The following is a 15070-nucleotide window of genomic DNA, read 5'->3' on the forward strand; positions in this document are numbered from 1 at the left end:
CCGGTGCGGGACCTCGACTCAAGGCGCGCCCGGTGCGCGCGGCGCGTACGGCGTGAGGGTTCGAGGCGCGCGGCGCGTGGCCGGGTGCTGAACGTCTACCCCGCGGCCAGCAGCCGGTCCGCGACGCGGGAGGCGGCCCGGCCGTCGTCCAGGTCGCAGAAGTCCCTGCGGAAGCTCTCGTACGCCGCCGCGTACCGGGCGACCGAGGCGGCCAGGTTGCCGGGATCGCGCAGTACCCCGGCGATGTCGTCGGTGCGGGGGAGCAGCGGGCCGGGCGCCCGGGTCTCGAAGTCCAGACAGAAGCCGCGCACCGTGTCGCGGTAGTGGGCCAGGTCGTAGGTGTGGAAGAGCATCGGGCGGCCGGTGTGCGCGAAGTCGAACATCACGCCCGAGTAGTCCGTCACCAGCACGTCGGCGATCAGGAGCAGCTCCGCGACGTCCGGGTGCGTCGACACGTCGCGCACGCCGTGCTCCTCGGGCACGGTCCCGGTCACCCGCGGGTGGCGCCGCACCAGCACGGTGTGGCCGTCGCCCAGGGAACGGGACAGGGCGGCCAGGTCGAGGGCCGGGTCCCAGCGGTAGCGGGGGTGCTCGCCGTCGGTGCCGGACGGGTGGGCGAGGTGGTCGCGGTAGGTCGGCGCGTACAGCACGACACGGCGGCCGTCCGGGACGCCGAGCCGATGGCGCAATCGCTCGGCGGTCTTGGCCCGGTCCGTGGCGAAGAGCAGGTCGTTGGCCGGTGACCCCGCCTCCAGGACCTCGCCGTCGTAGCCGAGCGCGCGGCGCAGCAACGGGGTCGAGTGGCGGCTGGGGGAGACCAGGACGGACCACTGGGCCGCCCGGCGCGGCAGCGAGGCGAGCCGGTGGTGGTCGGCGTACAGGGTGCCGCCCAGGTCCGTGCCGAAGCGGCCGAGCGGGGCGCCGTGCCAGGTCTGCACGACGGTCTGGCCGGGCCGCCGCTCGAACCACTCGGGCAGCTGCCCCGCGGTGACGATTCGGCGGGACCGGGCCAGTGCCTCGTACCAGGCGGCACTGTGCTCGACGACCGGGACGGCGGCGGGCGGGAGCGGGCCGTGGAGCCCGTCGGTCACCCAGAGGTGCTTCGTCTCCACGCCCCGGCGCACCAGTTCGGCGTGCACGGCGCGCGGTCCGCCGCCGTTCGCGCCGCCGCCCGCGTAGAGGACGGCGTCCCACAACGGGAGCGTGCGCCGCGACGAGTAGTGCGTGCCGCGCAGTTCCGCCCGGCGGAACGCGCCCCGCTCGGTGGCACGGAGGACCGGGCCGGCCCGCAGCGCCAGCCGGTCCCCGAACCGGCGCTCCAGGGCGAACTCCCGGTCGGGCGCGGGGGCCGCCGGGTCCGTGCCGTGCCGGGGCAGCGGCAGCCGGGCGCCGAGCGCGGCCAGGACCCGGACCGGACGGCCGCCCAGATACGCGTCCCAGTGACCCTCGTGCAGTCCCGCCGCCACCGACGGTGCCAGGAACGCGGTGAAGCGGCGCCCCTCGTATGCGCCTGCATCCGCCTCCTCGTACGAATCGGCGTACGCCCCTTTGCGTGAGCCTTCGTACGAGTCGGCGCGCGCTCCCACATGCGCACCGGCGTACGTTCCGGAGCCCGCTCCCTCATGCGCCCCGGTGCCCGGCTTCCCGTAGGCGCCCGCCCCCGCGCGCGGCGGGGCGTGGGTGACGGGGACCGCCACCGTCTCGCGCAGTGTCTCGTGCCGCAGGACCAGGCGGGCCGGGCCCTCCGCCTGCCGCAGGCGCGTTCCGGCCCCGGTCACCCCCTCGACCCGCAGAGCCCCTTCCGCCGTCCAGACGGCCGCGTCCACGAACGGCTGTCCGCTCAGGTCCAGCACCAACTCGCCCGCCGCGTCCGCCACCACCGGCGGAGCCGTCTCCGGGGCGGCGGCCAGCGGCACCCGCGAGCCGTCCGCCAGCACCAGCCGCGCCCGCCACCGCCCGCCGGGCTCCCGCTCCACCTCGGGCGGCGCCCGGTGCGGGACCGGTGGCGCGGACGCCATCCCGGCGAGGTCGGCCAGCGGGATCCGTACTGTGAACCGGCCGTCCGCCCGGCACTCGACCGGGTGGCCGAACTCCTGGTCCGGCACTCCGTCGCAGGTCAGCACCACCGCCTTGGGGCGTGCGCCCGCGTACAGCCGACCGGTCAGCTCCAACGCGCCATCGCCGCGACGGCCGTTCCCGCCGAAGCGCCGGTCCTCGCACCGGGCCGGGAGCCGCACCAGGCTCAGCCGAAGCCGCCCTCCCCGGTGGTCGAGCACCGCCCGCAACCCGTCGCCCAGGTCGTGGACGAGCGGCTGGACGGCACCCGCCTCCGCCGTGCGCACGGCCACCCGGCGGACCGTGCCGTGCGCGGCCACCATGACGCCCACCAGCCATTCACCGGACCGCAGTCGGCGCGGATCGAGGGTCAGCTCGAAGCCGGAGTTCTCGTAACTATGGAGCTCCTGACCGGAGTTGATGGTCGCCTCGGGCGACGGAACGTTTCGCACCGGTACCGTGCGCAGCTGCCGGCCGTGGACCGCGCGCACCATGCCCATCTTCAGCGAGTGGCGCGGCGAGGCGACCGGGAGGTTGCGGACGTACGCGTAGCCGCGCAGCCGCAGCTTCCCGTCGTAGCTCCACCGGGCCTCCGACAGCCGTGCCACGGCCGGGAGATCGGCGCGTGCCAGGCGGACGACGTCCGGCAGACCGGGAAAACCGGCCTGCCGCAGCCCCGGCACCCCGCCGACCAGGAACGTCCCCGCCCCGTTGGCCCGTTCGAAGGCGAGCACGGACAGCAGGTCGGCGAGTCGACGCTCCCGCACCAGCCGCCACTTGAGCCGCAGCTCCGCGGGCAGTTCCTGGATCGCGTCCCGGCCCGGCGCGTCCAAGTGCTCCATCCGGTCCAGGAACGCGCCGGCGCCCGCCATGAACGCCTTCCGGTACTCGGGCCCGCCCCGCGCGAGCCCCTCCAGGAAGCACACGAGGTCGTCGCGCAGGCACGACAGGTCGTAACGTCGTCGCGCACCCGCGTTCGCCATTCCGCCCAGGCCCGCCAGGAACGCGCTGATCTGCTCGCACGCCGCGATCCGGTCCCGTGCGCCCCGCGCGTCCGTACGTCGCCGGGTGACCGACCCCTCCCGAACCCGCCAGTAGTAGACGTGCTCGTGCAGCACGTCGACCGCGCCCGCGAGGTAGTGCGCCGGGATCACCACGGGCGCGTCCTCGTAGAGCTTCCCCTCCGGGAATGCGAAGGAATGACGGTCCCAGAAGGAGCGCCGGAACACCTTGTTCCACGCGACCCGGTCGGTGAGCAGCCGTGGCTCGCGGCTGATGTGGGCGCGCGTCCGGGTGGCGGTCAGCCAGCGGTACTGCCACGCCTGCCGCCGCCCCCGCTCGTCCAGCCGCCACACATTGCCGGTGGCGAAGTCGGAGCCGGTCGTCTCCAGCGAGGCCAGCATCCGCTGGAAGGCGTCGTGGGCGACGACGCCGTCGCTGTCGACGAACGCGAGGTACGGCACATCCGGCGAGGTGTGCCGCACGCCCGTGTTGCGGGCGGCGCTCAGCCCGGCGTTGTCCCGGCGCACATAGCGGAAGCGGTGGTCCCGGGCGGCGTAGCCCCGGGCGATGTCCGTGCTGCCGTCCGTCGAACCGTCGTCGACGAGGACCACTTCGATGTCGGAGACCGTCTGTCCGGCCACCGACCGCAGGCAGTCCTCCAGACAGTCCTCGACGTTGTGGACCGGGACGACGACACTGAGGCGCGGCTTCATGCCCGGACAACAGGGGCGGACGCGCACGGTCACCGGCACTGCCCCGAACGGGTGAACACGCGGTACGGAGGGCGGCGAACGCCCGGCTACCCTCGGCTGCCATGCTCCTCGGCGTCGTCGTGCCCGTCCACGGCGCTCAGGGATATCTCAGGGCGACCCTGGAATCCGTGCTCGGCCGGGGCGTTGACGGTCCGGAGCCGCTCGTGGTCGACGACGGGTCGCGGGACGGCAGCGCCCGGATCGCCGCCGAGTTCGCGGCCCGCGACCCGCGGGTCGGGGTGCTCACCCTCCCCGCGCACCGACGCGGGTCCGGCCCGCAACGCCGGAGCGGCCGAGGCGCGCGGCCGGTACGTGCTCTTCCTCGACGGCGACGAACTGCTGTGCCCCGGCGCGCTGGAGGCGATCACGGGCCGACTGAACGAGCAGGGGGCGATCGGGCGGCCGAACGGCGAGGCGATCGACGGCCGGTGGAACGGGGGCGGGCCGGACGTGCTCCTGCTCGGGCACGACCTCGTCGACTGGTGGGGGGACGCCATGCTTCCGGAGCCGGTCGCCCTCGGCGCCCCCGAAATCGCCCGCGTTCCCGGATCCGGACCCGGTGCCGGACCCGGGGGCGCACCAGGAGCGGGCCCCGGTTCCGGGGCCGCACCCGATCCAGGGGTCGCATCCGGTCCTGGGTCCGGACCCGGTTCCGGTTCCGGGACCTCGGCATCACCGATGCCCTCTCCACTGCCGTGCCGCGCCTCTTCCGCCGCTCCTTCTGGGTCACCCACGGCCTCCGCTTCACCGACGGCCCGTACGAGGACGTCCTGCCCGTCGCGCGCGCCACCCTCCTCGCCGTCGACGCGGGCACCCTCGATGCCCTCGGCCGGATCCGTGTCCGCCGTCGGCGCCGCCGCACCGGCAACTTCGCCGCCACGCCCGGACGCGACCACTTCGCGGTCGTCGACGCCCAACGAACGGCTGCGCGCCGAAGACCGGCCACGATCCGCGGATCGAGACGGCCCGCGCCCGCCATCTGCGCGCCGTGCGCGACGACCCCGGCCGGATCGGCCCCCGGCGACCGTGCCGGAGTGCACGGCGCACCCGGACGGCGGAGCGTAAGCACGGCGTTGCCGACGTCACCCCTTCGGGAGAGACCACGACCGGTGACCCCCGGCCGCCCACGAGGTTGAGCCGTACGCACAGTCAGGCCCCCGATGAACGGACGTGCCCACCATGCCGCCACGGCTCAGTGTCGTCGTACCCGTCCACGACGTCGAGCTCTACCTGACGGACTGTCTGAGGTCCCTCGCGCAGCAGACGATGACCGATCTGGAAGTGGTGATCGTCGACGACGGGTCCACGGACGCCAGCGCGGGCCTGGCCACCGCGTTCGCCGCCCGCGACCGCCGCTTCCGGCTCGTCAGCCAGGCCAACGGCGGCCTCGGCCACGCCCGCAACACCGGGGTGCGCCACTGCGACCCGGGCGCCCGCCACCTCGCCTTCGTCGACAGCGACGACGTGGTCCCGCCCCGCGCGTACGAACTCCTCCTGGGGGCCCTGGACGAGACCGGCTCCGACTTCGCGTCCGGCAACGTGCTGCGGCTGCGCCCCTCCGGGAAGCTCCAGCAGTCGCCCGACTTCCGCAGGCCGATGGCGACGACCCGGCTGCGCACCCACATCTCCCGCGACTGGGACCTCGCCGCCGACCGGATCGCCTGCAACAAGGTCTTCCGCCGCTCCTTCTGGGACGAGCACGCCTTCGCCTTCCCGGTCGGCGCGCTCTACGAGGACATCCCGGTCGTCCTGCCCGCGCACTTCCTGGCCCGGTCCGTCGACGTCCTGAAGGACACGGTCTACCACTGGCGCGAACGGGCGGGTTCGATCACCTCCCGTCGCGCCGTCGTCCGGGGCGTCCAGGACCGTGTCTCGCACATCCTCGGCGTCTCCGCCTTCCTCGACGAGCACCGCGGCGCCGCCGACAAACGACGGTACGAGGAGCACGTCCTCGTCGACGACCTCTGGTACTTCATGGAGGCGCTGCCCGACGGCGACGAGGACTACCGGCGCGCCTTCCTCACGTACGCCAACGAGTTCACCGACCAGGTCGACCCCGCCGTCCTGGACGCGTTGCCGGTGCGTCTGCGGCTGATGTGGCATCTCGTACGCGAGCGCCGGACCGACGAACTGCTGGCGCTGCTCGCCCACGACAAGGCAGAGCCGGGCGCGTTCGCGGTACGGGGCACGCGGCGGCGCACCGCCTCCTTCCCGGTGCTCACCGGCCCCGTCCCGCGCCCCGTGCTCAAGGTCGCCGAACGGGACCTGCCGCTCACCGCCCGCCTGCGGGACGCCCGGTGGCAGGACGGCAGGCTGCATCTGTCCGGGTACGCGTACATCCGGAACCTGCCCGCCACCTCGCGCGTCAGCGAGTTCCGGACCGGCTGGCTGCGCGCCGGGCGCCGCCATCTGGTGCCGCTGCGGCTGCGCACCGTCGTCGATCCCGAGGCCACCGCGCGGTCGCGGCAGAGCCTGCACGACTACGACCGCTCCGGGTTCGAGACGGTCATCGACCCGGCCCGGCTCCGCATCGACGCGCGCCGCGGGCCCGCACGCCTCCTCTGGCGCCCGGAGATCGGCATCGCCGGGCACGGCATGCTGCGCCGCTCCGCCCTCTCGACGAACGAGGCGGCCGCCCCGCCGCCCGTGCACCGGCCCGATGGCGACCACCGCATCGTGCCCGCCTTCGACGACGGCATGCTGGTGCTGCACGCCGAACGGATCGACGCCCGCTTCGAGTCCCACCGGGCGGGCGGTCCGGTAGGTACGGACGGCCCGGACGGCCCGGATGACACGCCCGGCGCACGCACCGCCCACGTCACGCCCGGCGCACGCACCGCACTGGTCGCGCCCGGCGTAAACGGCGCACCCGGCGCGGACGGGCCGGGCGACAGTGTGGTGATCGACGGCATGGTCCGCGCCCGGCTCGCCGCGGGGCCCCTGCGCCTCTCCCTCACCCACCTCCCCTCCGGGACGTCCTTCGACCGCCCGGTCAGGGTCCACGAGAGCGCCGGACCCGCGTCGTCCGGCTGGCGCCGCTTCACCGCGGCCGTTCCGCTCGACGCCTTCGCCGCAGCCCGGGCGGGCGCGGGGGAGGGGGCGCCGCCCGCGCAGATCGCGTACAGCGTGCATCTCGTCGGCCCGGACGGGCGGCGCACGCCGGTCGACGTACCGGGGCCGGTGCTTCCGGGCCGCTACCCGCTGGACGGGAACGGAACCGGGGAGGGGGAGGACGGGAACGGGGACAGGGCGGGCGCGGCCCCACCGCGCGAACTCGGCCTCACCGCGAGCGCGCGCGGCAACCTGCTGATCACCGACCGCGCCGTCCAGCCCGCCGTCGACCTCGCGGCTTGGACCGACGGCGGCCGGCTCGTCCTGGAGGGCACCTTCCCGGGCCGCCCCGGGCGCCCCGCCGTGCTCGTGGCCCGGCACAGCGGCCACGACGAGGAGGTCGTCCTGCCCGTCGCGTTCTCCGGGACCGGCGGGGCACGGCGGTTCCGGGCCGCGTTCCGGCCGGACGCCGTCGACGGACCCGGCGGACCGCTGCCGCTGGGGCAGGGCCGCTGGTACCTCTTCCTGCGCGAGCCCGGCGCGGTCGGCGGCGTGGCGGGCGGCGCGTACGAGGCCCCGCTGCGCATCCCGGCCGCCGCCCACCGCACCCTGCCCGCCGCCCGCACCCTCGGCGGACGCGTGTACGTCGTCGAACGGCGCCACCACGACCAGTTGCTGATCGACTCCGCACCGGTGCTCCCGGCCGCCGAACGCGGCCCACGCGGCACGCGGTTGCTGCGCGGGACGTACCGGAGCCGACGCGGCGCGCCCGTCCGCGACACCGTCCTGTACAGCAGCTTCGACGGTCGCCGGTACTCCGACTCGCCGCGCGCCGTCCACGAGGAACTGGTACGCCGGGGCGTCGAGTTCGAGCACCTGTGGGTGGTGCGCGACCAGCAGGCGCGCGTCCCGGCCGGTGTCACCGCCGTCGAACACGGTTCGGCCGCCTGGCACGAGGCGCTGGCGACCAGCCGTCACATCGTCACCAACACCCAGCTCCCCGAGTGGTTCGAGCGGCGCGACGACCAGTTCGTCGTCCAGACCTGGCACGGCACTCCGCTCAAGCGCATCGGCCTGGACCTGGCGGGCACCGCGCAGGCCAACGCCGCCTACATCGCCACCATCGAGCGGCGCGCCCGCCAGTGGAGCGTCCTGGTCTCCCCGAACGGCTTCTCCACTCCGGTCCTGCGGCGCTCGTTCGGCTACCGGGGCGAGGTCCTGGAGTGCGGCTACCCCCGCAACGACCTGTTCCACGCCCCGGACCGGGCCAAGGTCGCCGCGGCCCTGCGCGAACGCCTGGGCATCCCCGAGGGCCGACGCGTCGTGCTGTACGCGCCGACCTGGCGCGACGACCAGCCGCGCGGCTGCGGCCGGTACGCCCTCGACCTGCGCCTCGACCTGGCCGCCGCCGAGCGTGAACTCGGAGTCGACACCGTGCTGCTGGTGCGCCGTCACCACCTGGTCGCCGACCGGCTGCCGGACAGTGGCAGCGGCTTCGTCCGCGACGTCTCGCGCCACCCGGACGCCGGCGAACTGATGCTGATCAGCGACGCCCTGGTCACCGACTACTCCTCGCTGATGTTCGACTTCGCCCTGACCGGCCGCCCGATGCTGTTCCACACCCACGACCTGGCGCACTACCGCGACACCCTGCGCGGCTTCTGCTTCGACTTCGAGGCGCGCGCCCCCGGCCCGCTGATCCCCGGCGCCGCCGGACTCGTCGAGGCGCTGCGCGACCCGGAGCGCGCCACCAGGGGGCACGCGCGGGCGTACGAGGCGTTCCGCCGGGACTTCTGCGACCTGGACCGCGGGCACGCGGCGGCGGACGTGGCCGACCGCATGCTCCGGGGACCCGAAGGCATTCCGCCCGAGTCGTTCGAATGATTCGGAAATGCGGACGTCCGTACGACTCCGCAGGGAATCGACGCGGCGATCCGCCCACCGGGAAGCAGCGTTGCGTCGCACAGCGTCCACAGGTTGCTACGTTCTGTTTTCATGGGTATCCGAATGCGGTGCGAAACCTGGAGCGTGCGACGAGCGAGAACGACCGTGCTCGTCGCCGCCGCCGCGGGTCTTCTCACCCGAATGCTGATCGCGGCCAACAAACCCGGACCGGCCGACGTGCACATCTTTCATGGTTTCGCCGCGGCCATCGCGCGGTACGGCCCCATTCGGATCTACGAGCAACCGCTTCCGGGGCTGCCCGTCTACAACCATCCGCCCCTGGCCGGGTGGATGCTGCTCGGTCTGAACGAACTCTCCGAACTCGGAATCCCGTTCGCAAGTCTTATCAGGGCGCCCGCCTCGATCGCCGATTTCTGCTGCGCGCTCCTCGTCTTCGAAATCGTGCGCCGACGGCGCTCCTCGGCCGCGGCGGTCGCCTGCGGGGTGGGCGTCGCCCTCAGCCCCGTACTGATCGCCACCTCCGGCTACCACGGCAACACCGACGCGGTCGCGATCACCTTCGCCCTGGCCGCCGCCCACCTCCTCGTGGACCGGAAGGCACCGTTGGCCGCGGGGCTGGCCGCGGCGCTCTCGATCAGCGTCAAGTTCATCCCCGTGGTGACGCTCCCGGCGCTGTTCGTCGTCGCGCTGCGGGCGGGCCGCCCGGCCCTCCTCCGCTTCACCGCCGCCTTCACCGCCCTGATCGCCCTCGTCTGGGGGCCGGTTCTGGCGACCGTGCCGCAGCACCTCGAGGAGAACGTCCTGGAGTACGCGGGCGGCGACCACCGCCTCTGGGGCATCGTCCGGTTCGCCGACCTGGCCGGGCTGCCGGACTCGTTCATCACCTTCGTCCAGGGCGACGGGCACTTCCTGTTCGTGCTGGCCTGCGCGGCGGCCGGGGTGTGGCTGGCCCTGCTGCGGCCCGCGCAACTGCCCGTCGTCGTCGCCTTCACGATGGGGCTGCTGCTGCTCCTGTCCACCGCGTCCGCCCTCCAGTACCTGACCTGGGCGGCTGCCGCTCTCTTCGTCATCGGCTTCTGGGAGGGCGCCGCGTACAGCTGCCTGCTCGGCCTGACCGCGCTCCTCGGCTACATGGGGCGTTCCGCCGTGCGCTGGAGCGAGACCGTGATGCACCTGGGGGAGGCGGGCTGGGCCGTCCTCGCCGTCGGCCTCGCCTGCGGGGTCCGCGCGATCCTCGCCGCGACGCCGTCCGCGCCCGTCCCGCCGTGCGCCGCCGGGCCCGCCCCGCTCACCGCGCCCTGCGCGTCGCGGCCCGCCGGTTCCCCCGTCAGGTGACCACCACCGGGCCCCGGGCCCCGCCCCACCGGGCGGACGCCGGGTCTCCGGCCCCGATCAACCGAGCACCGAGCACAACTGGAGAACGTTCCGTGAAGGAAAGCCCGAGCCCCAGGATCGGCATCCTGGTGGTCGCGTACAACGCCGAGACGACGCTGGAGAGGACTCTCGACCGCATCCCGCAGGACTTCCGGTCCAAGGTCGCCGAGATCCTCATTCTCGACGACGCGAGCCATGACGCGACCTTCACCGCGGGCTGCCGCTGGTCGCAGACGGAGGGAATGCCGCAGACCGTCGTCATGCGGCACACCAAGAACCTCGGATACGGCGGGAACCAGAAGGCCGGTTATGCCCTGGCCGCGGCCCACGGACTCGACATCGTCGTGCTGCTGCACGGCGACGGGCAGTACGCCCCCGAATTCCTGCCCGAGATGGTCGCGCCGATCGAACGCGGCGAATGCGAGGCCGTCTTCGGTTCACGGATGATGAAATCCGGCTCCGCCCTCAAGGGCGGCATGCCGATGTACAAATGGCTCGGCAACCGCATTCTCACCCGGGTGGAGAACCGCCTCCTCGGCTCGCGGCTCACCGAATTCCACTCCGGATACCGCGCCTACAGCGTCGCCGCGCTGGGGAAACTGCCGATCGACCGGAACACCGACGCGTTCGATTTCGACACGCAGATCATCGTCCAGCTGCTCGACGCCGGCATGCGGATCAAGGAGATCCCCGTCCCCACCTACTACGGCGACGAGATCTGCTACGTCAACGGCATGAAATACGCGAAGGACGTCATCAAGGACGTCCTCGAATACCGGCTCGCCGTCAAGGGGTTCGGCACCTGCCCCTGGATCCCCAAGCCCGTCGAATACGCGTTCAAGGAGGGCGACGGCTCCTCGCACGCCGTCATCCTGGAACGGATGCGCGGGCTGCCGCCCGGCCGGGTCCTCGATCTCGGCTGCTCCGGAGGGCTGTTCGCACAGCGCCTCGAAGCCCTCGGCCACCAGGTGACGGGCGTCGACTACGTCGAGGTCCCCGGCGTGCGCGAGAGGTGCACCCATTTCCACCTCGCCGACCTGGAGACGGGGCTCCCCCCGGAGGTCGGCACCGGCTACGACTACGTGGTCGCCGGCGACGTCATCGAGCACCTCTCACGGCCCGAACGGGTCCTCGCCGAGGTCGCGACCGTGCTGCGGCCCGGCGGCCATGTGCTGCTCTCCGTACCGAACTTCAGCCACTGGTACTCCCGGCTGCGGGTCGCGCTCGGGGTCTTCGACTACGACCGGCGCGGCATCCTCGACGAGACCCATCTGCGCTTCTTCACCCGGGCCAGTCTGCGCCGCACCGTCCGCGGCGCCGGGTACGACGTCCTCGACCTCACGTCCACCGGGGCGCCGTTCTGGGCGCTGCTCGGCGGCGGGCCGCTCCCCGCGGTCCTCGGCGGGCTGTCGAAGCTGCTCACCCGGATCCGGCCGACGCTGTTCGGCTATCAGCACGTCGCCCTGCTCACCCCGCACGCGGCCGAGACGATCATCGCTGGAGAGCACGTCGATGTACAGGACATCCTCAACCGACAGTACGTATCCGCCGACCGGGTCGGCGTCTGAGACGAGCGGACCGGTGACGGGGGCGGCCCGCCCGGTGCAGGAAGCGGCCGTACCGGAAGCGGCCGGGTCCGTGTCCGAGGCCACCGTCCCCCGCCCCACCCCCGCCCCGGAGGCCGGGACACCGGCCACGGCAGTCAGGAGCAAGACCTTGACCGTCCCCAGTCTGATGCTGCTGCTTTTCGCCGTGTTCTCGTCGGCGGGCGGCCAGATCATGCTCAAGCACGGGATGAAGGGGGCCGCTGCCGCCGCGCACGACGGCGGATCCGTCGTCCTGCGCGCCGCGACCAGCCCCTGGGTCGTCCTCGGCCTGCTGGTCTTCGCGGTGTCCGCCGTCGCCTGGATGACCACCCTGGCGACGGTGCCGCTGTCCATCGCCTACCCGTTCAACGCGCTCGGGTACCTGCTGATCGTGCTGGCCGGTGCGACGGTGCTGCACGAGCGGACCTCGCTGTGGACCTGGGGCGGCTCGCTGCTCGTGGTCGTCGGCCTGATCACGGTGATGGCGGGCCAGCGACGCTGACCGCGTCGCCGGACGGGTTCCGCTCCGGGAGGTCCCGTCCGGCAACCGGTTCCGCCGCCCCGCCCAGCAGCACCCGGCGCACCACCCGTTCGACGGCGCGCCCGTCGCCGTACGGGCAGAACCGGGCCCGGAACGCGGCCCGCGGCTCCTCGTTCGCCGGGCTGCGCCGGTTGCCGTCGAGGAAGATCCGGATCAGTTCGCCGGCGTCCGTGGAGACCGCCCCGGGGATGTCGCCGGGTGTGCCGGACAGCAGGTCGAAGCAGACCCCCCGGACCGTTGAAGTGAGGGAGTTGCGTCAGAGCGTGACAAATCCGTGAAAGAGCAGGTGGGGTGGTCCTGTCGCGTTGTACAGGACCACCCCGTGCTGACGTACGGATGCGCGTACCGCGTCGCCGCCGCTTCGCCGGTACGCCACCCGGGCGCCGCCGCTGCACCGCGCCCGTGCCGTCGTCCGCCGTGCCGCCGCTTCGCCGCGCGCGTGCCGTCGTCGCTACTTCACCGCGCCCGCCATCACACCGGAGACGAACTGGCGCTGGAAGGCGAAGAACACGGCCAGGGGGATGACCATCGACACGAAGGCGCCGGGCGCCAGCACGTCGATGTTGTTGCCGAACTGCCGTACCTGCTGCTGGAGCGCCACCGTGATCGGCGGCGAACCGGAGTCCGCGAAGATCAGCGCGACCAGCATGTCGTTCCACACCCAGAGGAACTGGAAGATGCCGAGCGAGGCGATCGCCGGACCGCCCAGCGGCATCACGACCCGGGTGAACAGCCGGATCTCGCCCGCTCCGTCGAGCCGCGCCGCCTCCAGCAGCTCCCGCGGGATCTCCGCGAAGAAGTTCCGCAGCAGGAAGATCGCGAAGGGCAGGCCGAAGGCGGTGTGGAAGAGCACCACGCCGAGTGTCGTCTCGAAGATCCCGATCGCGCCGAAGAGCTTCGAGACCGGTACGAGGGCGACCTGCACCGGCACCACCAGCAGCCCCACCACGACCAGGAACCACCAGTCGCGGCCGGGGAAGTCCATCCAGGCGAAGGCGTATCCGGCCAACGAGCCGAGCACGACGACGAGAACGGTCGCCGGAACGGTGATCAGGACCGTGCTCAGGATGGAGTGGGTGATCGTCGAGTTGTCCAGCAGCCGGGCGTAGTTGTCGAAGGTGATCTGTGACGGGGCGGTGAAGACCTTCCACCAGCCGTCGGCGGCGATGTCGTCCGCACCGCGCAGCGAGGAGAGCAGCAGCCCGACGGTCGGCATCAGCCAGAACAGGCCCACCAGGACGAGGAAGACGCGCATCGCGCCGCCCCCGGCGCGGGCCGCGACGCGGGCGGCGAGGGACCGCTCGGCCCGCACCGGCCCGGCCTCGGCGGACGTGGTCGAGGCGGTCGTCATCGGCGCCCCTCCTTCCGGATGCGGCGGATGTTGACGTACATCACCGGGAGCACCAGCAGCAGCAGGAGCACGGCGATGGCGCTGCCGATGCCGAGGTCCGCGTCCGTGCCGAACGAGGAGCGGTAGAGCTGGAGCGCCAGCACGTTCGCGTCGGCCACCGAGGAGCCCGGCGCGATGATGAAGACCAGGTCGAAGACCTTCAGGACGTTGATCATCAGCGTGACCAGCACCACCGACAGGACCGGCGCGAGCATCGGCACCGTGATCCGGCGGAACACCTGCCATTCGTTCGCGCCGTCCACCCGGGCCGCTTCGAGGAGTTCACGCGGCAGGCCGGCCAGGCCGGCGGCGATCAGCACCATCGCGAACCCGGCCCACATCCACACGTAGGAGCCGATGATCGCCGGGGTGACCAGGGTCGGGCCGAGCCATTCGACCCCGTTGTACGGCTCCCTGAAGTTCGAGGCGGGGAGCCGGAGCTCGGCGCCATCGGCGGAGGCGGGCAGGGTGAACACTCCGTCCGCGTCGGCCTTCGCGGAGGCCACCACCTCGCCGTCCTTGACCGCCTGGACCTCGATACCCCGAAGCCCCAGCTCCTTGGCGTCGATGACATTCGGCCGTCCGCCGCCGCCCTTGGTGAAGTCGAGCCACGCGGTGCCGGTGATCTTGCCGGGCTCCGCCTTCGCGGCCCTCGCGGGTTTCGCGTCCGACGGCATCTTCGCCGGGGCCACGCCGACCAGCGGCAGGCTCACCGGCTCCCCGGCCCGTACCGGCGCCTTGGTGACGAACGAGCCGCCGCCGCCCGGCTTCAGCGGGTGGACCGGCAGCGGATGCGCGTTCGGGTAACCGGCCGACTCGGCGAAGGTGTCGTGCACCCCCACCCAGACGGCGTTGGCGACCCCGCGCTCCGGTGCCTGGTCGTACACCAGCCGGAAGATGATCCCCGCGGCGAGCATCGAGATCGCCATCGGCATGAAGACGACCAGCTTGAACGCGGTGCCCCAGCGGATCCGCTCGGTCAGCACCGCGAAGATCAGCCCGAGGGCCGTGGCGATGGTCGGAGCGAACACGACCCAGATCGCGTTGTTCCTGATCGCCGTACGGATCGTCTCGTCCGTGAACAGCGCCTTGTAGTTGTCGAGTCCGGCGAAGCCCGTGCCCGCCTGGTCGAGGAACGACCGGTAGACGGAGTACCCGATGGGATAGACCACGAGCGCGCCGAGCAGCACCAGAGCCGGTGCCAGGAAGAGCGCGGCGACGACCCGGCGGGTGCCGGTCACGCCCCGGAGGCGGCGCCCCGGGGAGTCGGACGGGGCGCCGTCGGGGGCGGGCGCCGGCCCCGCGTCCGGGCCGCCGGACGGCTTCCGGGGCGCGGGCACCGACGGGCGCGCGGACGAATGCGTGTCGGCGGGGGGCACCTCGTCGGCGCCCCCCGCTGCGGCTGTCGTCATCG

The 15070-nt window shown here is 73.1% G+C and carries 7 protein-coding genes and 2 pseudogenes; 5 read left to right on the forward strand and 4 right to left on the reverse strand.

The features are described from left to right. Window positions 1-95 precede the first annotated feature (95 nt). Window positions 96-3770: a CDP-glycerol glycerophosphotransferase family protein gene (locus AB0E67_RS20165; protein WP_362028443.1), complete on the reverse strand. Its 3675-nt coding sequence runs from the start codon at window positions 3768-3770 to the stop codon at window positions 96-98. Between the two features lie 101 nt (window positions 3771-3871). Between AB0E67_RS20165 and AB0E67_RS20170 the strand changes: the two are divergent. The 5 genes and pseudogenes from AB0E67_RS20170 (at window position 3872) to AB0E67_RS20190 (ending at window position 12227) form a co-directional block, all read left to right on the forward strand. Then, window positions 3872-4874, forward strand: a pseudogene (locus AB0E67_RS20170) (glycosyltransferase family 2 protein). A 114-nt stretch (window positions 4875-4988) separates the two neighbouring features. Continuing rightward, window positions 4989-8744: a CDP-glycerol glycerophosphotransferase family protein gene (locus tag AB0E67_RS20175; protein WP_362028696.1), complete on the forward strand. Its 3756-nt coding sequence runs from the start codon at window positions 4989-4991 to the stop codon at window positions 8742-8744. A gap of 144 nt (window positions 8745-8888) precedes the next feature. Beyond that, window positions 8889-10100, forward strand: a complete 1212-nt coding sequence (locus AB0E67_RS20180) for a hypothetical protein (RefSeq protein WP_362028446.1) — start codon at window positions 8889-8891, stop codon at window positions 10098-10100. Window positions 10101-10192: 92 nt separating this feature from the next. Then, complete coding sequence (locus AB0E67_RS20185; protein WP_362028449.1) at window positions 10193-11707, forward strand: bifunctional glycosyltransferase/class I SAM-dependent methyltransferase; 1515 nt, start codon at window positions 10193-10195, stop codon at window positions 11705-11707. A 148-nt stretch (window positions 11708-11855) separates the two neighbouring features. After that, window positions 11856-12227 carry a hypothetical protein gene (locus tag AB0E67_RS20190; RefSeq protein ID WP_362028452.1) on the forward strand — a complete coding sequence of 124 codons (372 nt, stop codon included), beginning with the start codon at window positions 11856-11858 and terminating at the stop codon, window positions 12225-12227. Here the strand turns inward: AB0E67_RS20190 and AB0E67_RS20195 are convergent. The 3 genes and pseudogenes from AB0E67_RS20195 to AB0E67_RS20205 form a co-directional block, all read right to left on the reverse strand. Then, window positions 12199-12492: pseudogene (locus tag AB0E67_RS20195) on the reverse strand (CDP-glycerol glycerophosphotransferase family protein); the annotation flags it as partial. The gene AB0E67_RS20190 and the pseudogene AB0E67_RS20195 overlap by 29 nt on opposite strands. 225 nt (window positions 12493-12717) lie before the next feature. After that, complete coding sequence (locus tag AB0E67_RS20200) at window positions 12718-13617, reverse strand: carbohydrate ABC transporter permease (RefSeq protein WP_351516623.1); 900 nt, start codon at window positions 13615-13617, stop codon at window positions 12718-12720. Beyond that, window positions 13614-15068: a sugar ABC transporter permease gene (locus tag AB0E67_RS20205; protein ID WP_362028455.1), complete on the reverse strand. Its 1455-nt coding sequence runs from the start codon at window positions 15066-15068 to the stop codon at window positions 13614-13616. Before AB0E67_RS20205 ends, AB0E67_RS20200 begins: the two co-directional genes overlap by 4 nt. Window positions 15069-15070 lie beyond the last annotated feature (2 nt).

It is taken from the genome of Streptomyces sp. NPDC032161, assembly GCF_040636995.1.
Taxonomy (GTDB): domain Bacteria; phylum Actinomycetota; class Actinomycetes; order Streptomycetales; family Streptomycetaceae; genus Streptomyces.

Bases quoted from the DNA above. Each gene is read 5' to 3' on its own strand.
- AB0E67_RS20175 (WP_362028696.1), top strand. From the start codon at position 4,989: ATGCCGCCACGGCTCAGTGTCGTCGTACCCGTCCACGACGTCGAGCTC.
- AB0E67_RS20205 (WP_362028455.1), bottom strand. From the start codon at position 15,068: ATGACGACAGCCGCAGCGGGGGGCGCCGACGAGGTGCCCCCCGCCGAC.
- AB0E67_RS20165 (WP_362028443.1), bottom strand. From the start codon at position 3,770: ATGAAGCCGCGCCTCAGTGTCGTCGTCCCGGTCCACAACGTCGAGGAC.
- AB0E67_RS20200 (WP_351516623.1), bottom strand. From the start codon at position 13,617: ATGACGACCGCCTCGACCACGTCCGCCGAGGCCGGGCCGGTGCGGGCC.